This window comes from Variovorax sp. UC74_104 (assembly GCF_044055375.1).
In the GTDB taxonomy this organism is placed as follows: domain Bacteria; phylum Pseudomonadota; class Gammaproteobacteria; order Burkholderiales; family Burkholderiaceae_C; genus Variovorax.
The window spans coordinates 3,721,764-3,742,373 of the sequence record NZ_CP171978.1; the positions used below are offsets into that span (position 1 = coordinate 3,721,764).

Below are 20,610 nucleotides of genomic sequence, written 5' to 3' on the forward strand. Positions count from 1 at the left end.
AAAATGTTGAAACGTACGATCTATTCGCTGGCCATCGTGGCTCTCATCGCCGGTTGCTCGTCGGGCACCAAGCTCAACGAAACGCCGGTGACCGACCGTTCCGGCACGGCCGGCGGCCAGCAAGGCGCCAGCACCGTGGCACCTGTCACCATCGACCCGACCGCGGGTACCGCGCAGGGCCCGGTTGGCGTCGAGCGCATCGTGTATTTCGACTACGACAGCTACACGGTCAAGCCCGAGTTCCAGTCGCTGATCGACGGCCATGCCCGTTTCCTCAAGGCCAACCCGCAGCGTCGTATCTCCATCGAAGGCCACACCGACGAACGCGGCGGCCGCGAGTACAACCTCGCGCTGGGCCAGAAGCGTTCCGAAGCCGTGCGCCGCGCACTCACCCTGCTGGGCGTGAACGACGGCCAGATCGAAGCCGTGAGCTTCGGCAAGGAAAAGCCGGCAGTCACCGGCTCCGGTGAAGAAGTCTGGGCGCAGAACCGTCGCGCCGAAATCCGCTACACCCGGTGATGCCACGCGTCATGCTGAGAGGCGCGGCGCTGGCCGCTGCCTTGCTTTGCGTCTCGGCGGCATCGCAGGCCGCGCTGTTCGAGGATGACGAGGCTCGCCGCGCCATCCTCGACCTGCGCCAGCGCGTCGAGGCCATGCGCCAGCAGACCGACCAGCGGCTGACCGACGAAAACGGCCAGCTGCGCCGCAGCCTGCTCGACCTGCAGAACCAGATCGAGCAGATGCGCGGCGACCTGGCCCGCATGACGGGGCAGAACGAGCAGCTCACGCGCACCCTGAGCGAAATGCAGTCGCGCCAGACTACCATCGATGACAAGCTCAAGCAGAGCGAGCCCTCGAAGGTGTCGGTGGACGGCCGCGAGTTCAATGCCGATCCCAAGGAAAAGGCCGACTTCGAGGCCGCCCTCGGCGTGTTCCGTTCGGGCCAGTTCGCGCAGGCGCAAACTGCGTTCGCCGAATTCGTCAAGCGCTACCCGCAAAGCGGCTACAACGCCTCGGCGCTGTTCTGGCTGGGCAATGCGCAGTACGCCACGCGCAATTACAACGAGGCCATCGCGAACTTCCGCTCCATGCTCTCGCTCGCACCCGACCACGCCAAGGCTCCCGAGGCCGTGCTGTCGATCGCGAACTGCCAGATCGAGCTAAAGGACACGCGCGCCGCTCGCCGCACGCTGGAAGATCTGACCAAGGCCTACCCGCAGTCCGAAGCCGCACAGGCCGGCCGCGAACGTCTCTCGCGCCTGCGCTGATGCGGGCGGAGCATTCCGCTTGAGCACCATCATCGCCAACGCGTCCATCACCACTCTTGCTCCGGCCGCCGCGGATGTCGTCACCGACACCGCGGCGCCTGACTTTGCGCGCCGCTTCGGCGGGCTCGAGCGGCTGTACGGCGTGGCCGGTGCCGCGCGCATCCGCGAAGCGCATGTGCTCGTGGTCGGCATCGGCGGCGTGGGCTCGTGGGCCGTCGAGGCGCTGGCGCGCAGCGGAGTGGGGCGCTTGACGATGATCGACCTCGACCACGTGTCGGAGTCGAACATCAACCGCCAGATCCATGCGCTCGACGCGACCGTGGGGCAGGCCAAGGTGGAGGCCATGCGCGATCGCATCGCGCAGATCAACCCCGAATGCAAGGTGCAGGCCATCGACGATTTCGTCGAGCCCGGCAACTGGCTCTCACTGCTCGAAGCGGCGCAGGCTGCGAACGGGCCGGCGACGGCCGTCATCGACGCCTGCGACCAGGTGAAGGCCAAGGTGGCGATGGCCGCATGGGCTCGCGCCTCACGCGCCACCTTCATCACGGTGGGCGCGGCGGGCGGCAAGCGGCAGGCGCACAAGGTCGACATCGAAGATCTGTCGCTCGTCACGCACGACCCGCTGCTGGCCCAATTGCGCCAGCGACTGCGCAAGGAACACGGCGCTGCGCGCGAAGGCCGCAAGATAGGCGTCGCCTGCGTGTTCAGCCGCGAAAGCGTGGCACCGCCCGACGCCTCCTGCGCCATCGAAAGCGGCGACGGCACGCTCAACTGCCATGGCTACGGATCAGTGGTCAGCGTGACCGCGACTTTCGGCCAATGTGCTTCCGGCTGGGTTCTGGACAAAATAGCGTCGAAGCTCGCGCTATAATCTTGGCTTTGCCGGATATCACTTCGGCAAAGAGCAGAAAAATGGTTCGGGACGTTAGCTCAGTTGGTAGAGCAGCGGACTTTTAATCCGTTGGTCACTGGTTCGAATCCAGTACGTCCTACCAGACCCTCTTCGAAATCCTCATGCACCAGCGGTGCCTGAGGATTTTTTCTTGGCCGACGCAAAGAGCCGGGTGTGGGCAACCTTTGCGGGCGCGAAGGCGGCTGGAGGAAGGGTGAGGTCGACATCCGCTTGGGGCGGCGAGGTCGTCCTCGGGCGAAGCAGCTAAAGTCGCCGCTTCCCATTTCCGGTTGTGCGTGCCGCAACTGCTTTTTCCGATGCGCCCCTTCATTGCTTTTTCAGTTCTCGTCCTGGCTGCGCTGGCCGCTGGATGTGTCACGCGGACGGCCCCTCGCTATACCTCGCTTGGCGACGGCGTCTACAAGTCGCCAACCGCGCAGGATGCCGAGAACTACTGCCGCAATTTCGGAGCGCCGATGCGCTACCTTGCCAACCAGGGTGCGGAAGATCCGGCGCGGGGTGTTCCTGCCGGAGAGGTCGTCTACCGCTGCGACTGAAAGACCGTAGAAGCGGGCCTGGGGAGCCTGAAAAAAGCCCGCAGTCGCAGAGACCGCGGGCTTCTTTCTGTCTGGGCGAACCGCTCAGGCTTCGGGGGCCACTGGACCTGAGCCTTGCCCCGGAAGCGCCGCAGGCACCGGCGCCTCTGCGGCCGGATGTTCTTCCTTCGCGTGCCGCGCCGCGATGAACAGATACATCGCCGGCACCACGAAGAGCGTGAACAGCGTGCCGATGGACAGCCCGCTGAAGATCACGATGCCCATCGCCTTGCGGCCCGCGGCGCCGGCGCCCGAGGCGATCACCAGCGGCAGCACGCCGAAGACCATGGCGGCGGTCGTCATCAGGATGGGGCGCAGGCGCGTGCCGGCGGCTTCCACGATGGCGTCGAGCTTGCTCAGGCCCTGCTTCTGCAGGCGGTTGGCCACCTCGACGATCAGGATGCCGTGCTTGCTGATGAGGCCCATCAGCGTCACCAGGCCCACCTGCGTGTAGATGTTCATCGAGGCGAAGCCCCAGAAGATGAAGATCATCGCGCCGAAGAGGGCGAGCGGCACCGACACCAGGATGACCACCGGATCGCGGAAGCTCTCGAACTGGGCCGCCAGCGCCAGGAACACGATGATCAGCGCGAACACGAAGGTGATGGCGAAGTTGCCCGACTCCTGCACGAACTGGCGCGACTGGCCCGAGTAGTCCACCGTGTAGCCGCTGGGCGCCATCTGCTGGACCAGGCCGCGCAAGTACTCCAGCGTTTCGCCCTGCGTGCCGCTGGGCACGCCCTGGATGGTCACGGAGTTGAGCTGCTGGAAGTGGTTCACCGTCTCGGGCTGCACGCTGTACTTCAGGCTTGCCACCGTGCTGGCGGGCACCACCCCGCTGGGCGTCTTGATGTAGAAGTTCAGCACGTCCGAGGGGTTCAGCCGGTCGACCTGTTGCACCTGCGGGATCACCTTGTACGAGCGGCCCGAGATCGAGAAGTAGTTGACGTAGGCGCCACCCAGCGCCGCGCCCATCGCGTTGCCCACGTCCTGCTGCGTGATGCCCAGCGTGGCGATCTTGTCGCGGTCGACCACCACGGAGGCCTGCGGCAGGTCGATCTTCAGGTCGGCGTCGATGTAGTAGAACTTTCCGTCGGCGCGCGCCTTGTCCATGATCTGCTGGGCGAGGGTGTTCAGGTTCTCGAAGGGCTCGGTCGTCTTGATGACGAACTGCACCGGCAGGCCCGAGGCGCCCGGCAGCGCCGGGAACTGGAAGGCCACCACCTTTGCGCCGGCAATGCCGTTCCAGCGCTTCTGCAGGTCGGTCTGGATGTCGTGCGCGCTGCGCGTGCGTTCGTCCCAGGGCTTGAGCAGCACGCCCGCGATGCCCGCGTTGGTGCTGGGCACGCCGGTGAGCTGGAAGAGTTGTGCGTACTCGGGCGTGTCGTGCGCGACCTTGAAGATCTGGTCCGCATAGGTCTGCATCTGGTTGATGGTGGCCGTGGGCGCACCCACCACCTGCGACAGCACGATGCCCTGGTCTTCCTCGGGCGCGAGCTCCGACTTCGACATCTTGAACATCACGAACAGCAGCGCCACCAGGATCGCGCCCATGACGATCATCACCGGCCAGGTCTTCAGCACGCCGCGCAATATCAGCTGGTAGCGGTGGTGCACGCGCTCGAAGACATGCTCGATCTTCATCGCGAACTTGCCGCTGTCCTGCTCGGGCTTGAAGAAGCGCGAGCACATCATCGGCGACAGCGTGAGCGCCACGATGCCCGACACCACCACCGAGCCCGCGAGCGTGAAGGCGAACTCGGTGAAGAGCGAGCCGGTCAGTCCGCCCTGGAAGCCGATGGGCACGTACACCGCCACCAGCACCACCGTCATCGCCAGAATGGGCCCGCCCAGCTCGCGCGCCGCGAGCAGCGAGGCCTGCAGCGGCGACTTGCCTTCGCGCATGTGCCTGTCGACGTTCTCCACCACGATGATCGCGTCGTCCACCACCAGGCCGATGGCGAGCACCAGCGCCAGCAGCGTGAGCAAATTGATGGAGTAGCCCAGCGCCAGCATGATGAAGAAGGTGCCGATCAGCGACAGCGGCATCGCGATCACCGGCACCACCACCGCGCGCAGGCTGCCCAGGAACAGGTAGATCACCACCGTCACGATGACCAGCGCCTCCACCAGCGTCTTGATCACTTCGCTGATCGAGGTGTTGATGAAGTCCGTCGAGTCGTAGACGATCTTGCCGGTCAGGCCCGTGGGCAACTGGCCCTGGATGTCGGGGAACACGGTGCGCACCTGCTTGGCCACCTCGAGGATGTTGGCCTCGGGCGCGACCTTGATGCCGATGAACACCGAGCGCACGCCGTTGAAGGCCACGTTGAAGTCGTAGTTCTCGGAGCCCAGCGTCACGTTGGCCACGTCCTGCAGCCGCACGATGGCTCCGTTGGCGCTCTTGACCGAAAGCTGCTTGAACTCGTCCACGCTGTGCAGCGAAGTGCCGGCCGTGAGCGGCACGCTCACCATCTGGCCCTTGCTCTGGCCCACGGCCGCGAGGTAGTTGTTGGCGGCCAGCGCCGCGCTCACGTCGGTGGCGGTCACGCCGTAGGCGGCCATCTTCTGCGCGTCGAGCCAGGCCCGCAGCGCGAAGGTGCGCGCGCCCAGGATCTCGGCGGTCTGCACGCCTGGAATCGCGTTGAGCTTGGGCTGCACCACTCGCACCAGGAAGTCGGTCACGTTGTTGTTGGGCAGCGTGTCGCTGTAGAAGCCGATGTACATCGCGTCGGTGGTCTGGCCCGTGGCAACGGTCAGCACCGGCTGCTGCGCCTGCGGCGGCAGCTGGTTGCGCACGGAGGCGACCTGCGTGTTGATCTCGGTCAGCGCGCGGTTGGAGTCGTAGTTCAGGCGCAGCGTGGCGGTGATGGTCGACACGCCCAGGCTGCTCGATGACGACAGGTAGTCGATGCCCTGTGCCTGCGACACGGCGGCCTCCAGCGGCTGCGTGATGAAGCCCGCGACCGTGGCCGCGTCGGCGCCGAAGTAGGCGGTGGTGATGGTGACCACGCCGTTCTCGGTCTTCGGGTACTGGTTGACCGGCAGGCCGGCCAGCGCGCGCAGCCCGAGCACCACGATCAGCAGGCTCACCACCATCGCCAGCACCGGCCGGCGGATGAAGATGTCTGTGAAGTTCATGCGTGCGGCCTCACTTTTCCTGCGGCTTCGGCGCCGGGTTGTTGGCGGGCTGGACGCTGTTGTCCACCACCACCGGCGTGCCGTTCTTCAGCTTGTTCTGGCCGCTGCTCACCACCACCTGGCCGGCCGCGAGGCCCTTGACGATGGCGATCTGGTCGCCACGCGTGGCGCCGGTCTCGATGAAGACCTGCTGCGCGACGAGCTGCTTCGCACCCGATGGATTGGCCGGCTGGGCGGGCGCACCCGCGGCGCCTTCCTTGGGCGGCTCGGCTTCCTTCACCACGTACACGGTCGAGCCGTACGGGTTGTAGGTGACGGCGGTGGAAGGCAGCGTGAGCTGCTCCTGCACGCCGCCCACGTCGATCTTCACGTTGGCGAACATGCCGGGCAGCAACTGCTGCTTCGGGTTGGAGACGGTGGCCTCGACCTGCACGTTGCGCGTGGCGGCGTCCACCTTCGGGCTGATCGCGTTGATCTTGCCGCTGAAGCTCTGGCCCGGGAAGGTGTCGACCGACAGGTTCACCACCTGGCCCACTTCCAGCCCCGCGAGCTGCTGCTGCGGCAGGGCGAAGTCGACGTAGATCGGGTCCAGCGTCTGCAGTGTCACCAGCTTGTCGCCGGCGTTCACGTACTGGCCGGGGTTGAGCGCGGTGATGCCCAGGCGGCCGGAGAAGGGCGCGCGGATCGACTTCTTCGCGACCACGGCGGCCTGCTGCTCGACCTGCGCGCGCTTGGCCTTCAGGTCGTTGGTGTCGGCGTCGATCTGCGCCTGGCTCACGGCCTGCACCGCAAGCTGGGCCTGGTCGCGCTTGAGCACGATGGCTGCCTGCGCTGCGGCGGCCTCGGCCGAGTGCAGCAGGGCGACGTCGGAATCGGCGTTGAGCTCGATCAGCAGCGTGCCTGCCTTCACGTCCTGCCCCGACTTGAAATGCACCGTGCGCACCAGCCCGGCCACTTCGGTGCTGAGGTCGGCGCCGCGCACCGGGTTCAGCGTGCCGACCGCGGTGAACTGCGACTGCCACTGCAGCTTCTGCACCTCGGCCGTCGACACCGTCTGCGGCGCCGGCTTGGGCGCGGCGGCGATCAGCGCGCGGATCTGCATGAATTTGCCGAACGCGAGCACGGCGACCACCAGCAGTACGCAGCCGATCATGATGATCATTCTTCGGGTCATAAGTTGGCTTTTCTTGGAGTTATGGAGTGTTGGTTGCCGCTCAGTTCTGCGGTGCCGATGCCTGTTGTGCAGGCTGTCCCGGCGCGATCGCGGCCTCGGCCAGAGCGCCTCGGTTCCACCAGCCGCCGCCCAGCGCCTGGAAGAGGGCGGCCGTGTCGGCATAGCGCGCGGCCTGCGCCTGCACCAGCGCGGTGTGGGTCTGCAGCCAGGCCTGCTGTGCGGTGAGCAGCGTCACGTAGCTCACTGCGCCGGCGCGGAACTGCGCGGTCGACAGGTCGAGCGACTGCTTCGCGAGCGACTCGGCTGTGGCCTGGGCCTGCAGCGTGGCAGCGTCGAGTTCGAGCGCGCGCAGCGCATCGGCCACGTTCTGGAATGCGCCCAGCACGGTATTGCGGTACTGCGCCGCCGCCGAGTCGTAGGCGGCGACGGCCGCGCGCTGCTGCGCACGCAAGGCACCGCCGTTGAAGATCGGCTGCGTGAGCCCGGCGCCGATGTTCCACAGCGTGGTCGGCCCGGTGAACAGGTCGCGAGCGCGCAGAGATGTGTTGCCGTAGCTGGCGCTCAACTGGATCTGCGGATAGAGATTCGCAGTGGCCACGCCGACCGCCGCGCTGGCCTGGTGCAGCTGGGCCTCACTGGCACGCACGTCGGGCCGCTGGCGCGCGAGCTCCGACGGCAGCGACAGCGGCAGTTCCTGCGGCAGCGAGAGGCTGGCGAGGTCGAACTCGGGCAGGCCCTGCTCCGAAGGCAGCCGGCCCGCGAAGACGGCGAGCTGGTGGCGCGTCTGCGCGAGCGATTTCTCCAGCGGCGGTATTGCCGCCTGCGTCTGCGCGACCTGCGTGCGCTGCTGCAGCACGATCGACTTGGGGATTGCACCGGTGTCGAATTGCTTTTCGATCACGTTCAGCTGCTCTCGCTGCGCCTGCAGCACCTCGCGCGTGGCCTGCAACTGGCCGCGCAGCGCGGCTTCGCGGATCGCGGTGGTGACGAGGTTCGAGGTCAGCGTGAGGTAGGTCGCCTCCACCTGGTAGCGCTGCGCTTCCACGGCGGCCTGAGCGCCTTCGACCTGCCGGCGCGAGGCGCCGAACACGTCGAGGTTGTAGCTGACGTTGACCGACGCGTTGTAGAGCGTGAGCAGCTGGCCGCCCGCCACCCGCGTGCTCACCTCCGATGCCCGTTCGCGCTGCACGCCCAGTTGCGCCGTGACCTGCGGCCACAGCAGGTTGCCCGACTTCACGTCGTAGGTGGCCTCGGCCTGCCGCAGCGCGGCCTGCGCGGAAGCCAGCGTCGGGCTCTGCGCGAGCGAGGCGCGGATCAGCCGATCGAGCGGTTCGGAGCGGAACACTTCCCACCACTGGGCCGGAATGTCGCGGCCCGGCAGCAGCTCCTGCGCCTGGCCGGCCGGCACGTCGGACTTCACGGTGCGCGCCGGCATCGGCGCGGGTGTGTAGTCGGCGCCGCCGGCGGCGGCCGGCAGGTCGGGTGTCCTGAAGTCCGGCCCGACCGCACAGCCGCTCATCAGCAGCAGGACGGCGCCGAGCACGGCGCCCTGAACGGGCCACCCCGGCCGCGAGCGCGCAGGCGCAGCGCGCAACGACGAACCGGGGTGATCCTCCAACGCATTGTTTTCTTGATATTGCATGGGGGCAGCGGTTGTACACCCGGAACGCCCGGGCTGCCTGTCATTCCGCGAGTCTCGTGCCCGCTGCCCCGCCCCGCGAGGCAGTTGCGACGAAACGGGACCTGCAAGGCGCGAAATGTACGGGCAAGGCGCCAAATGCACCACCCCAGGAGCGCGGCATCAACCTCACGAAGGCCTAAGGCCAGGAACACCGCGGAACCGGCTCTGCCGGGCCGCAGGTGTTGCCCCCGGCAGGGGGGTGGCGAAGCGGCACGAAGTGCCGCGCAGCCTGGGGGCGAGCAAATCCACAAAAAAAAGCCCGCACGAGGCGGGCTTGAAGGTGACCTGCTGGAGGAGGGAGGATCAGAGGATGCAGGCCACAGGGAGAGCCATGAATATCGCTTCCGAACCTGCACGCAACCTGACCTCGACGAAATCGTGTTCCAGCTAATTTCCGGCTAATTTTTTGCCGGAGGCGCCGCTCGCATGAGGGCTCAGTCCTCGTCCTCCCACTTGCCCACGACGGTGCCCAGCACGGTGAAGGGCGTGCGCACCGGCTCGTGCTTGGGGTTGAGCGGCAGCAGCCAGCGGCGACCGTCGTCCTGTTTGAACACCTTGAAGGTGACCTCGTCACTGTCCTCGAGCTTCGCGATGATGCGTTCGCCGTCGTCGGGCGTGCGCAGCGAGGTGTCGACGAACACGATCGAGCCGGGCGGATAGCTCTTGAGCTGGCCGCTGGGCGAAGTCATGCTGTCGCCGCGTACGCGCAGCGCATAGCTCTGGAGGCTGTGGTGGGCGATGCAGGGTATCCAGCGCTCGGCATGCGGCTGCTGCGAGATCTCGTGGCTGTCCCAGTTGGCGGCGTCCGCCCAGGAAATGAGCGGCACCGTGCCGGGCGTGCGCGGGTTGAAGCTCGGGATCGACGGCGGCGTGTGCGTCACCCGATAGGGCCCCGGCGGCTCGTTGGCCCGGTCGCGCGCCTGGCGGATCTGGTCCTCGTCCCATGGAGCGGGGCCGTCGCCTGTGTCCAGCCAGTTCGGATCGGCCCGGTAGGCACGCGCCAGCGCGAGCACGCTCATCGAGCGGCTGACGTCTCCGCGCTCGATCTTGGAAATGCTGGACTGTTTGACCCCCGAAACCACTTCGGCCTGCTTCTGGGTCATCTTGGCGAATTTGCGCGCGGCCAAGGCGCGTTTGGCAATGCTGTCCATCGGATGGGGATTTAAGCCCAAACGAATATTCCTCTCAAACTCTAGAATAGTTTGAAAAGGGAGTAATAGATGAAGCCACGGGAGTTGGTCATGGCGCTGAGGGCCATGGGCCTCACGCAGAAGCAGATCGAACATCGAACCGGCATTCCGCAGCCGACCATCAGCAAGATCGGCCTGGGGCGGGTGGCCGACGTGATGTCGCGGCACTACGTCGCGCTCGTGGCCGCCTACGAGCAGCGGATGAAGGAGGAAGCCCTGAAGCCCGCGCCGGAGGCCCGCCCCCGGCCCGCTAAGCGATGAGCGTGCGGTGCGCAGGCGATTGCCCTCGGGCCTGCGGCTCGACCGCGTTCTGTGCGTGCTGCTGGCGCTGGCGTCCCTTGCGGGGCTGGTCGCCGGACTGATCCTGGGGCACCCGGCCATCGCCGGTGCCGGCTGCTTCGGGCTGGTTTGCGCGGCCTGGGCGGCGCAGGTGCTGTTCGACCGCGAGGCGCTCAGGCGCGATCGTGCGGTTCGGGAGGCGCGAGAGCGAGAGTGGAGCTGACGCGCACGCAGTCCTTGATGTGCTGCTCGCCGAGCGCGCGCAGCGCCGCGTAGCCCAGCGCGGCCGACACCACCTGCCCGGCGATGGGCACGTACTTGGTCGCCTGCTTGGCCGTGAGGCGCACGCCGGCATGCTTGGCGAGGCGAAGCAGCAGGTCGCGCGTGACCAGCCGCCCGACCAGCAGTGCGCCCACGGTGGTCGCGGCCTTCTGGATGCGCTCGCGCTGGTGCGGCGCGAGCTTCTCGACCTGCGTGACCGAGAGGCCGAATTCCGCGCTGATCTGCGGCACCAGCCGCGAGAGCAGCGCGGCATCGGCCATCCAGTCGAGGCCGGGCAGGGGAACCGCGCTGGCCGCTGCCGCCATCAGCGCCTTGCGGCTGATGAGGCGGCGGCTGCGGTGGATGGCGGCGATGAGTTTCTCGTCACCACGGGCCAGTTCGACGGCTGACGGCATCCGGCGGCTCCCTTGCTTGTTGCTTATTGCTGGCTGTTGCTCAGGCCACCAGGGCTTCCAGCTGGTCCGAGAGGGCCAGCCAGCGCTCCTCGAGGCGGCCGATTTCGTCGTTGAGCGCCTTCAGCCGCTTGCCGGCCTCGGCGATTTCGGCGGCGGGCAGCGGCTGGGCCAGCCGCGCCTTCGAGCTCGGTGCGCTCGGTGCCGGCCTTGGCCAGGCGTTCGTCGATCTGGGCGATCTCTCGCTTGATCGGCTTGGCCTGGTCGTTGCGCTGCTGGCGATCCTGGGCGCCCTGCTTGCGGTGCTGCGGGGCAGGGGCGGGAGCGGCGAGAGCGGCTTTCGGCGCCGCGGCGGCCTCGGCTGCGCGCACCGCCACCTTGGCTTCCTCGCGCAGGCGCTTGGATTCGTCGAGCAGGTAGCGCTGGTAGTCGTCGAGGTCGCCGTCGAAGTCGCCGACAACGCCGCGGCCCACCAGCCAGAACTCGTCGCACACCGAGCGCAGCAGCGCACGGTCGTGGCTCACCAGCATCAGCGTGCCCTCGAACTCGTTGAGCGCCACGGCCAGCGCCTCGCGGGTGGCGAGGTCGAGGTGGTTGGTCGGCTCGTCGAGCAGCAGCAGGTTGGGGCGCTGCCAGACCATCATCGCGAGCACGAGGCGGGCCTTCTCGCCGCCGCTCATGGTGCCCACGGGCTGCTTGACCATGTCGCCGCTGAAGTTGAAGCTGCCCAGGTAGCCGCGCAGGGCCTGCTCGCCAGTCGGCTCCTTGGCGTTGCTGCCGAGTTCGCGCGCCAGGCGCACCATGTGCTCCAGCGGGTTGCTCTCGGGGTGCAGCACGTCGAGTTCCTGCTGGGCGAAGTAGCCGATGTTCAGGCCCTTGCCCTCGGTGACCTGGCCCGCCAGCGCGCCCATTTCGCGCGCGATGGTCTTCACCAGCGTCGACTTGCCCTGGCCGTTGGCGCCCAGGATGCCGATGCGCTGGCCCGCCAGCACCGAGCGGTTCACGCCGCGCAGGATGGTCTTGGGCTCGTCGTCCTCGACAACGTAGCCGAAGCTCGCGTTGCTGATCGACAGCATCGGGTTGGGGATGTTGCCCGGCTCCTTGAACTCGAAGCTGAAGTCGGCCTCGGCCAGGAGCGGCGCCACGCGTTCCATGCGCTCCAGCGCCTTGACCCGGCTTTGCGCCTGCTTGGCCTTGCTGGCCTTGGCCTTGAAGCGGTCGATGAACTTCTGCAGGTGGGCGATCTTGTCCTGCTGCTTGGCGAAGGCCTGCTGCTGCTGCTCCATCTGCAGCGCGCGCATGTCCTCGAACTTGCTGTAGTTGCCGCCGTAGCGCGTGAGCTGGGCGTTGGCGATGTGCAGGGTGACGTCGGTCACGGCGTCGAGGAACTCGCGGTCGTGGCTGATGACGATCATGGTGCCCGGGTACTTCTGCAGCCAGGCCTCGAGCCACACCAGCGCGTCAAGGTCCAGGTGGTTCGTGGGTTCGTCGAGCAGCAGCAGGTCGCTCGGGCACATCAGCGCGCGGGCCAGCTGCAGGCGCATGCGCCAGCCGCCGGAGAAGCTGTTAACCGGCGCGTCGAGCTCGTGCGTCTTGAAGCCCAGGCCCAGGATGAGCGCCTGCGCGCGCGGCACGGCGTCGTGCTCGCCGGCGTCGGCCAGGTCGGTGTAGGCGTGGGCCAGCTCCATGCCGATGTCGGCGTCGTCGGGGTTCTCGGCGTAGGCGGCCTCGATGGCGGCCAGCTGCTCGCGCAGCTCGGTCAGGCGGGTGTCGCCGCCCACCACGAAGTCGGTGGCCGAATCCTCGGTCTCGGGCATGTTCTGCGCCACCTGGGCCATGCGCCACTGCTTGGGAATGGAGAAATCGCCGCCGTCTTCGTGCAGCGAGCCGTTGAGCAGGGCGAACAGGGTGGACTTGCCGGCGCCGTTGCGGCCCACCAGCCCGACCTTCTCGCCGGGATTGAGGGTGACCGTGGCGCCGTCGAGCAGGACCTTGGCGCTGCGGCGAAGAATGACGTTCTTGAGAGTGATCATGAAAGAGGAACCGTAGGGGCGATTATCCCCGCCCGGCCCTTCGCGCCCCGGAAAAAAGGGGCAAAGGCGCGGGGAAATGGCCCGGTGAATGGGTTTTCGCAGCGGAAGGCTGCGAGAAAGCGGCTGAAAGGGCTGGGCGAGAGCAGCTAACGCACGCCGGCGCCGGCCACCAGGGCGTCGCGCGTCACCAGCAAGACCTGGTCTTCGCCTGCCGAGGTTTCGAGCCAGAAGACTTCGAGCTGCGGGAAGGCCGCCTCGAAGTACTCGCGCTCGTTGCCGATCTCCAGCACCAGCACCGCGCGCTCGCTCATGCGCGAAGGTGCGTCGGCCAAGAGCTGCCGCACGAAATCCATGCCGTCGGTGCCGCCGGCCAGCGCCAGTTCGGGCTCGGCGCGGTATTCGGCGGGCAGGGCGGCCATGCTGGCGCTGTTCACGTAGGGCGGGTTGCACAGTACCAGGTCATAGGGGCCGGGCAGGCTCTTCAGTCCGTCCGACTCGACCAGCCGCACGCGCGCGTCCAGCTCGTGGCGGGTGACGTTGATGGCGGCGACCTCCAGGGCCTCGACCGACAGGTCGGCCGCATCCACCGTCACTTCCGGGTACGTGAGCGCCGCCAGCACCGCGAGGCTGCCGTTGCCCGTGCACAGGTCGAGCACGCGCTGCGTGTGTTCGCCCAGCCAGTAGTCGATGGTTCCGTCGGCGATCAGCTCGGCGATGAAGCTGCGCGGCACGATGGCGCGCTCGTCCACGTAGAAGGGCACGCCCTGCAGCCATGCTTCCTTGGTGAGGTAGGCGGCGGGCTTGCGCGTGGCGATGCGCTCGTCGATGAGCGCCGCCACCTTGCCGGCATCGGCGGGCGACACGGGCGTGTCGGCCACGCCGTCGAGGTCGTCCAGCGGTAGCTTCAGGCGCCACAGCACCAGCCAGGCTGCTTCGTCGAAGGCGTTGGCCGTGCCATGGCCGAAGGCGACGCCGGCTTCTTCCAGCCGCTTCGCGCCCGACTCGATGAGTTCGATGACGGTGCTCATCCGGCGAGCGCGGCGTCCAGCCGCCTGATGGTGCGCAGATACAGGTTCTTCAGCGTCTCGATCTCGGCCACGTCGATGTGCTCGTCGATCTTGTGGATGCTGGCGTTCACCGGACCGAGTTCGACCACTTGCCTGCAGATCTTGGCGATGAAGCGCGCGTCGCTGGTGCCGCCGCTGGTCGACAGCTCAGTCTCGATGCCGGTCTCATCGCGGATCGCGTCCTGCACGGCAGTGACGAGTTCGCCCGGCGTGGTCAGGAAGGGCAGGCCGCCGATGGTCCAGGCGAGCGTGTAGTCGACCTTGTGCGCGTCGAGCACGGCGTGCACGCGCTGCTGCAGCGATTCGGGCGTGGATTCGGTCGAGAAGCGGAAGTTGAAGTCGATCACCGCGCTGCCCGGAATCACGTTGCTCGCGCCCGTGCCAGCGTGGAAGTTGCTGATCTGCCAGCTGGTCGGCTGGAAGTACGGGTTGCTCGCCGCGTCCCAGCCGCCGGCGGCGTTGATGGCCACCAGCTCGGCCAGTGCGGGCGCCACCGCATGCACCGGGTTCTTGGCCAGATGCGGATAGGCGATGTGGCCCTGCACGCCCTTGACCGTGAGCTTGCCGCTCATGGTGCCGCGGCGGCCGTTCTTGATCATGTCGCCGCAGCGCTCCACCGCGGTGGGTTCGCCCACGATGCAGTAGTCGATGACTTCGCCGCGCGCCGCCAGCGCATTGCAGACGACGACCGTGCCGTCGACGCCGGGGCCTTCCTCGTCGCTCGTGAGCAGCAGGGCCAGTGTGAGCTTCGGCTCGGGCTGCGCCTGCAGGAATTCCTCGATGGAGGTGACGAAGGCCGCGACCGAGGTCTTCATGTCGCAGGCGCCGCGGCCGTAGAGCTTGCCGTCGCGGTGCGTTGGCGTGAAAGGGTGGCTGGTCCACTGCTCGACGGGGCCGGTGGGCACCACGTCGGTGTGGCCGGCGAACACCAGCGTCTTGCTGCCGGCCTTCGCGTCCGCGGGACGGCGCACCGCCCAGAGGTTGGTTACCCGGAAGTCGGCCGGGCCGCTCTCGATGGTTTCCAGCGTGAAGCCCAGTCGCGCCAGCCGCTCGCCGAGGATCTGCTGGCAGCCCGCGTCGTCAGGCGTGACGGAAGGGCGCGAGATGAGTTGTTCGGCGAGCTGGAGCGTACGGGACATCGGGAAAAGGCGAGGTTCAGAACTTCACGTCCAGCGTGATGTCGGTAAAGGTGGGTTCGTCGACCTGGTCCGTCAGGTTGCGGTCGTCGACGTGCTGCTTGGGCGCCGCGCGGTTCTGCAGGCGCCACATGAGGTTGGTGGGCGAGTCGGCCTGCGACAGGCCTTCTTCGCGCGTCACGCGCTCTTCGGTGATGAGGCGGGCGATGTCTTCCTCGAAGGTCTGCGAGCCTTCGGCCATCGACTTTTCCATGGCTTCCTTCACGCCGGAGAAGTCGCCCTTCTCGATCAGCTCGGCCACCAGCGCGGTGTTGAGCATGACTTCGAGCGCCGGCACGCGCCCGCCCACCGGCGTGCGCAGCAGGCGCTGCGAGACGATGGCGCGCAGCGCGCCGCCCAGGTCGCCCAGCAGCGTGGGGCGCACTTCGACGGGGTAGAAGCTCAGGATGCGGTTCAGCGCGCGGTAGCTGTTGTTGGCGTGCAGCGTGGCCACGCACAGGTGGCCCGACTGCGCGTAGGCGATGGCGGCCGACATGGTGTCGCGGTCGCGGATTTCGCCGATCTGGATCACGTCGGGGGCCTGGCGCAGCGCGTTCTTCAGCGCCGTCTGCAGCGAGGTGGTGTCGCTGCCCACGTCGCGCTGGTTCACCACCGACTTCTTGTTGGTGTAGGTGAACTCGATCGGCTCTTCCACCGTGAGGATGTGGCCGCTGGCGTGTTCGTTGCGGTAGTCGAGCATGGAGGCCAGCGTGGTGGTCTTGCCCGCGCCGGTGGCGCCGACCATGAGGATCAACCCGCGACGCTCCATGATGAGCGTCTTCAGGATGTCGGGCAGGTTCAGCTCTTCGAAGCTGGGAATCGTGGAGGCGATGTGCCGCACCACCACCGCATAGGTGCCGCGCTGGCGCATGGCGCTCACGCGGTAATTGCCGGCATCCTCGAGGTGCACGGCCATGTTGAGTTCGCCCGTGCTTTCCAGCTCCTGGATGCGCGCGGCGGGCACCACCTCGGACAGCAGCGCCAGCGGTGCCGTGGGCGGCAGCACCTGCGCGTTGACGGGCAGGCAGATGCCGTTGATCCGGATCAGCACCGGCGAGTGGGCCGAGAGATAGATGTCGGATGCCTTGCGCTCGGCCATCAGACGAAGAAGCCGTTCCATCATGTTCATCGGTCTCTCTCCTCGGGGGCTGTTGTTTTCTCTGGAGCTCTGAAGAAAAACCGGCCCCGCAAGAGGGGCCGGTGGGGAGTTGTCAGTCGCGCAGGAGGTCGTTCAAGCTGGTCTTCGAGCGCGTCTGCGCATCGACCGTCTTCACGATGATCGCGGCGTAGGTGCTGTAGTCCTGGCCCGACTTGGTCTTCTTGGGCAGGTTGCCGCTGATGACCACGCTGCCGCTGGGCACGCGGCCGTACGAGATCTCGCCGGTGTCGCGGTTGAAGATCGGCGTGCTCTGGCCGATGTACACGCCCATGCCCAGAACCGAGTTCTCCTCGACGATCACGCCTTCGACCACTTCGGAGCGCGCACCGATGAAGCAGTTGTCCTCGATGATGGTCGGGTTGGCCTGCAGGGGTTCCAGCACGCCGCCGAGGCCCACGCCGCCGGAGAGGTGCACGTTGGCGCCGACCTGCGCGCACGAGCCCACGGTGGCCCAGGTGTCGACCATGGAGCCTTCGCCCACGTAGGCGCCGATGTTCACGTACGAGGGCATCAGGATCGCGCCCTTGGCGATGTAGCTGCCGCGGCGGGCCACGGCCGGCGGCACGATGCGCACGCCCGATTCCTTCAGTTCATTGGCCGACAGGTGCGAGAACTTGGTGGGCACCTTGTCGTAGAAGCCGAGCGAGCCGGCCTGGATCTGCTCGTTGTCCTTCAGGCGGAACGACAGCAGCACGGCCTTCTTGATCCACTGGTGCACGGTCCACTTGCCCACGCCTTCGCGGGTGGCCACGCGCAGCTTGCCGTTGTTGAGTTCGGTGATGACGTGCTCGACGGCGTCGCGCACTTCGGCCGTCGAGGCGGCGGCCGAGATGTTGGCGCGGTCTTCCCACGCGGCGTCGATGATTTGTTGCAGTTGCTGGGTCATGGAGAGTCTCGGGTGAAAAATGGGGGCAGGGGTCAAGCGGAGCAGGTCAGCGGCGGGCGTCCTTGCAGAAGCGGACGATGCGCTCGGCGGCCTCCACGCATTCGGCCGTCTCGGCCACAAGCGCCATGCGGATGCGGCCCCGGCCGGGGTTGACGCTGCGCTCGCCGTACGTCGTTTCGCGCGCCAGATAGCTCCCCGGCAAAACCGTCACATTGTATTGAGCGTAGAGCTCCCGGGCGAAGGCTTCGTCGTCGCCAGCCCACACTTCGGGCACGCCGGCCCAGAGGTAGAAGCTCGCGTCGGGCAGGCGCACGTCGAGCACCGGCTCCAGCAGCGGCGTGACGGCCGCGAACTTGGCGCGGTACTGGGCACGGTTGTCGACCACGTGCGACTCGTCGCCCCAGGCCGCGATGCTGGCTGCCGCCACGGCGCCGCTCATGGCGCTGCCGTGGTAGGTACGGTAGAGCAGGAATTTCTTGATGATGGCCGCGTCGCCGGCCACGAAGCCGCTGCGCAGGCCTGGCACGTTGCTGCGCTTGGACAGCGAGGTCAGCGCGATCAGGTTGCGGAAGTCGGGCCGGCCGAGCTTCACCGAGGCCTCGAGGCCGCTGAGCGGGGGCTCGTCGCGGAAGTAGATCTCGCTGTAGCACTCGTCGGCGGCGATCACGAAGCCGTGGCGGTCGGAAAGCGCGAAGAGCTTCTTCCACTCGTCCAGCGCCATCACGGCGCCCGTGGGGTTGCCCGGCGAGCACACGAAAACCAGCTGCGTGCGGGACCATACGTCGTCGGGCACGCTGTCCCAGTCGACCGCGAAGTTGCGTGCCGGCACGCTGGGCACGTAGTACGGCTCGGCGCCGGCGAGCAGGGCCGCGCCCTCGTAGATTTGATAGAACGGATTGGGCGACAGCACCACCGGTTGCGGCGAGGCGGTCGGGTCGACCACCGTCTGGGCCAGCGAGAACAGCGCCTCGCGCGAGCCGTTGACCGGCAGCACCTGCGTGGCCGGGTCGAGGGCGAGGCTGTAGCGGGTCTTGAGCCAGTCGGTGAAGGCGGTGCGCAGCTTCAGGTCGCCGGCGGTGGCGGGGTAGGCGGCCAGGGCGCCGAGGCTGGCGCTCAACGCGTCCTTGATGAACCCCGGCGTCGCGTGCTTGGGTTCGCCGATGCCCAGGCTGATGGCCGTGAGCTCGGGGTTGGGCGTGACGCCCGCGAACAGCTGCTTCAGCCGCTCGAAGGGGTAGGGTTGCAACCGGGAAAGCAGGGGATTCATGGCCGGGATTATCGGTGACAGGTGTTACCGCTCCCGGCGAAGCGGCTACTCGCGCGGGCCGGCGGCAGGGGCGGACGTGGCCGTTCTCAGGCGGCGCTGCGGCGATAGAAGGCCAGCGAGCCGGCCAGCGCCAGCAGCATGCCGCCGCAGGCGCGGTCGATCCAGCGGGTTGCCGACACCGTCAGCAGCCGGATCGCCCTGGCGCCGACGGAGGCGTAGGCCAGCATCACGGCCATGTCCAGGGCCGCGAAGATCAGCGCGATGACGATGTACTGCGGTGCCTGCGCGGCCGTCGGGTCGATGAACTGCGGCAGCAGCGCCGAGCAGAAGATGTAGCCCTTAGGGTTGGTCACCGCCACGAAGAAGGACTTGAGGAAGATGCGCCGGCTCTCCCCCGCCGAGGCCGAGGGCGCCGCATCGGCGGCCGGCAGTTGGAAACCCCCCCTGGAACGCAGCATCCGCAGGCCCAGCCAGGCGAGGTACACCGCGCCGACCCACTTCAACATCGAGAACCAGAATTCCGACGCCGCCAGCAGCGCGCCCAGGCCCAGCGCCACCGCGCCGACGAGCACGAAATCGGACAGCACCGCCCCGAGCATCCCCGGCAGCGCACGCCGCACGCCGTGCCGCGAGCCGTTGCTGAGCGCCAGCAGCACCGTCGGTCCGGGCGTGGCGATGGCGGCGAAGGCCACGATGGCGAAGAGCAGGGCGGTGGCGAGTGTCATCGGGGCTAGATCTTCTTGACCAGAACCTGGCTCTTGCGGTCCCAGTTGTACTTGCGCTTGCGCGCCTCGGGCAGCCAGTCGGGGTTGACCTGCTGGAAGCCGCGCTTGAGGAACCAGTGCATGGTGCGCGTGGTGAGCACGAAGATGCTTTCCAGGCCCATGGCCTTGGCGCGATGCTCGATGTGCTTGAGGATGCGCTCGCCGTCGCCCTGCGACTGCGATTGCGGCGACACCGTGAGCGCCGCCATCTCGGCCGTGCGCGCCTCGGGATAGGGGTAGAGCGCCGCGCAGCCGAAGATCACGCCGTCGTGCTCGACCACCGTGTACTGGTGGATGTCGCGCTCGATCTCGGTGCGGTCGCGCTTGACCAGCGTGCCGTCGCGCTCGAAGGGCTCGATCAACTGAAGGATGCCGCCGATGTCGTCCACCGAGGCCTCGCGCAGGCTCTCGAGCTTCTCGTCGATCACCATCGTGCCGACGCCGTCGTGCACGTACACCTCCAGCAGCAGCGAGCCGTCGAGCGCGAAGGGCAGGATGTGGTTGCGCTCCACGCCCGCCTTGCAGGCTTTCACGCAGTGCTGCAGGTAGAAGGCGGTGTCGGTGGGCTTCTGCGGCGGCGGCAGCGAGGCCAGCAGCTTTTCGGCGGCGTACAGCGGCAGCTCGGTGTCGATGGGGTTGTCCTCGCTCTCGGGCAGTTCGCTGTCGATGCGGATGCCGGGAATCTCGGTCAGGAAGATCAGCTTGTCGGCCTGCAGCGAGATGGCCACGCTGGTAGCGACTTCTTCCATCGTCAGGTTGAAGGCCTCGCCCGTGGGCGAGAAGCCGAAGGGCGACATCAGCACCATGGCGCCGAAATCCAGCGTGCGGCGAATGCCGGCCGCGTCCACCTTGCGCACCAGGCCCGAATGCTTGAAGTCCACCCCGTCGACCACGCCCACCGGCCGCGCGGTGATGAAGTTGCCCGAGATCACCCGCACCGTGGAGCCCGCCATCGGCGTGTTGGGAAGGCCCTGGCTGAAGGCCGCCTCGATCTCGTAGCGCAGCTGGCCGGCGGCCTCCTGCGCGGAGTCGAGCGCCACCTCGTCGGTGATGCGGATGCCGTGCGAATACTTCGCCTCGTGCCCCTTGGCCGCCAGTTGTTCGTTGACCTGCGGCCTGAAGCCGTGCACCAGCACGATCTTCACGCCCATGCTCTGGATCAGCGCCAGGTCCTGCGCAATGTTCTGCAGCTTGCCCGCCGCGATCGCCTCGCCCGCGAGCCCGACCACGAAAGTCTTACCGCGGTGCGTGTGGATGTAGGGCGCGACCGAGCGGAACCAGGGCACGAAGGTGAAATTGAAGACGGTGGACATGGGGCGTGATTGTGCATTCATGAAAAGCCATTTGCCTGACTCGGCCCG

At 67.5% G+C, this 20,610-nt stretch carries 18 protein-coding genes, 1 tRNA gene and 1 pseudogene; 7 read left to right on the forward strand and 13 right to left on the reverse strand.

All coding sequences use genetic code 11. The features are described 5' to 3' along the window. The first annotated feature begins 3 nt into the window (after positions 1-3). The 5 genes from pal (at position 4) to ACHMXA_RS17525 (ending at position 2,720) form a co-directional block, all read left to right on the forward strand. A complete protein-coding gene (pal, locus tag ACHMXA_RS17505; protein ID WP_395315965.1) occupies positions 4-519 on the forward strand; it encodes a peptidoglycan-associated lipoprotein Pal in 516 nt (171 codons plus the stop codon). After that, the gene (gene ybgF / locus ACHMXA_RS17510) at positions 519-1,268 is read left to right on the forward strand and encodes a tol-pal system protein YbgF (RefSeq protein ID WP_093195363.1); all 750 of its coding nucleotides are present in this window, start codon (positions 519-521) and stop codon (positions 1,266-1,268) included. The genes pal and ybgF overlap by 1 nt, the downstream gene beginning before the upstream one ends. Before the next feature lie 46 nt (positions 1,269-1,314). Then, complete coding sequence (locus ACHMXA_RS17515) at positions 1,315-2,142, forward strand: ThiF family adenylyltransferase (protein WP_395321312.1); 828 nt, start codon at positions 1,315-1,317, stop codon at positions 2,140-2,142. 48 nt (positions 2,143-2,190) lie between these two features. Further along, a tRNA-Lys gene (locus tag ACHMXA_RS17520) sits at positions 2,191-2,266 on the forward strand. Between the two features lie 193 nt (positions 2,267-2,459). Then, complete coding sequence (locus ACHMXA_RS17525) at positions 2,460-2,720, forward strand: hypothetical protein (RefSeq protein WP_395315966.1); 261 nt, start codon at positions 2,460-2,462, stop codon at positions 2,718-2,720. 84 nt (positions 2,721-2,804) lie between these two features. Here the strand turns inward: ACHMXA_RS17525 and ACHMXA_RS17530 are convergent, their stop codons facing one another. From ACHMXA_RS17530 to ACHMXA_RS17545, 4 genes are all read right to left on the reverse strand, one after another. Continuing rightward, the gene (locus ACHMXA_RS17530; protein ID WP_395315967.1) at positions 2,805-5,900 is read right to left on the reverse strand and encodes an efflux RND transporter permease subunit; all 3,096 of its coding nucleotides are present in this window, start codon (positions 5,898-5,900) and stop codon (positions 2,805-2,807) included. 10 nt (positions 5,901-5,910) lie between these two features. Beyond that, positions 5,911-7,062: an efflux RND transporter periplasmic adaptor subunit gene (locus ACHMXA_RS17535; RefSeq protein ID WP_395315968.1), complete on the reverse strand. Its 1,152-nt coding sequence runs from the start codon at positions 7,060-7,062 to the stop codon at positions 5,911-5,913. Between the two features lie 52 nt (positions 7,063-7,114). Continuing rightward, the gene (locus tag ACHMXA_RS17540) at positions 7,115-8,716 is read right to left on the reverse strand and encodes an efflux transporter outer membrane subunit (protein ID WP_395315969.1); all 1,602 of its coding nucleotides are present in this window, start codon (positions 8,714-8,716) and stop codon (positions 7,115-7,117) included. 473 nt (positions 8,717-9,189) lie between these two features. Next, positions 9,190-9,906 (reverse strand): helix-turn-helix domain-containing protein, encoded by a 717-nt coding sequence (locus tag ACHMXA_RS17545; protein ID WP_395315970.1) that lies wholly within the window; start codon positions 9,904-9,906, stop codon positions 9,190-9,192. Between the two features lie 69 nt (positions 9,907-9,975). Here ACHMXA_RS17545 and ACHMXA_RS17550 point away from each other — a divergent pair, with 69 nt between their 5' ends. Then, positions 9,976-10,206 carry a transcriptional regulator gene (locus ACHMXA_RS17550; protein WP_176663908.1) on the forward strand — a complete coding sequence of 77 codons (231 nt, stop codon included), beginning with the start codon at positions 9,976-9,978 and terminating at the stop codon, positions 10,204-10,206. Between the two features lie 7 nt (positions 10,207-10,213). Next, a complete protein-coding gene (locus tag ACHMXA_RS17555; protein ID WP_395315971.1) occupies positions 10,214-10,447 on the forward strand; it encodes a hypothetical protein in 234 nt (77 codons plus the stop codon). Here the strand turns inward: ACHMXA_RS17555 and ACHMXA_RS17560 are convergent. From ACHMXA_RS17560 to argA, 9 genes and pseudogenes are all read right to left on the reverse strand, one after another. Beyond that, on the reverse strand, positions 10,398-10,901 hold the full coding sequence (locus tag ACHMXA_RS17560; RefSeq protein ID WP_176663910.1) for a hypothetical protein: 504 nt from the start codon (positions 10,899-10,901) through the stop codon (positions 10,398-10,400). The two genes, ACHMXA_RS17555 and ACHMXA_RS17560, sit on opposite strands and share 50 nt — an antisense overlap. Before the next feature lie 40 nt (positions 10,902-10,941). After that, a pseudogene (locus tag ACHMXA_RS17565) lies at positions 10,942-12,931 on the reverse strand (ABC-F family ATP-binding cassette domain-containing protein). Positions 12,932-13,077: 146 nt separating this feature from the next. Next, on the reverse strand, positions 13,078-13,959 hold the full coding sequence (gene prmB / locus ACHMXA_RS17570) for a 50S ribosomal protein L3 N(5)-glutamine methyltransferase (RefSeq protein WP_395315972.1): 882 nt from the start codon (positions 13,957-13,959) through the stop codon (positions 13,078-13,080). Next, positions 13,956-15,137 (reverse strand): succinyl-diaminopimelate desuccinylase, encoded by a 1,182-nt coding sequence (gene dapE, locus ACHMXA_RS17575; RefSeq protein WP_395315973.1) that lies wholly within the window; start codon positions 15,135-15,137, stop codon positions 13,956-13,958. The genes prmB and dapE overlap by 4 nt, the downstream gene beginning before the upstream one ends. A gap of 16 nt (positions 15,138-15,153) precedes the next feature. Further along, a complete protein-coding gene (locus ACHMXA_RS17580) occupies positions 15,154-16,302 on the reverse strand; it encodes a PilT/PilU family type 4a pilus ATPase (RefSeq protein WP_176663914.1) in 1,149 nt (382 codons plus the stop codon). An 82-nt stretch (positions 16,303-16,384) separates the two neighbouring features. After that, complete coding sequence (gene dapD, locus ACHMXA_RS17585) at positions 16,385-17,218, reverse strand: 2,3,4,5-tetrahydropyridine-2,6-dicarboxylate N-succinyltransferase (RefSeq protein ID WP_176663915.1); 834 nt, start codon at positions 17,216-17,218, stop codon at positions 16,385-16,387. A 46-nt stretch (positions 17,219-17,264) separates the two neighbouring features. Continuing rightward, complete coding sequence (gene dapC / locus ACHMXA_RS17590; protein ID WP_395315974.1) at positions 17,265-18,485, reverse strand: succinyldiaminopimelate transaminase; 1,221 nt, start codon at positions 18,483-18,485, stop codon at positions 17,265-17,267. A gap of 86 nt (positions 18,486-18,571) precedes the next feature. Beyond that, positions 18,572-19,210, reverse strand: a complete 639-nt coding sequence (locus tag ACHMXA_RS17595) for a LysE family translocator (RefSeq protein WP_395315975.1) — start codon at positions 19,208-19,210, stop codon at positions 18,572-18,574. Between the two features lie 5 nt (positions 19,211-19,215). After that, a complete protein-coding gene (gene argA / locus ACHMXA_RS17600) occupies positions 19,216-20,562 on the reverse strand; it encodes an amino-acid N-acetyltransferase (protein WP_176663918.1) in 1,347 nt (448 codons plus the stop codon). Positions 20,563-20,610: the final 48 nt, after the last annotated feature.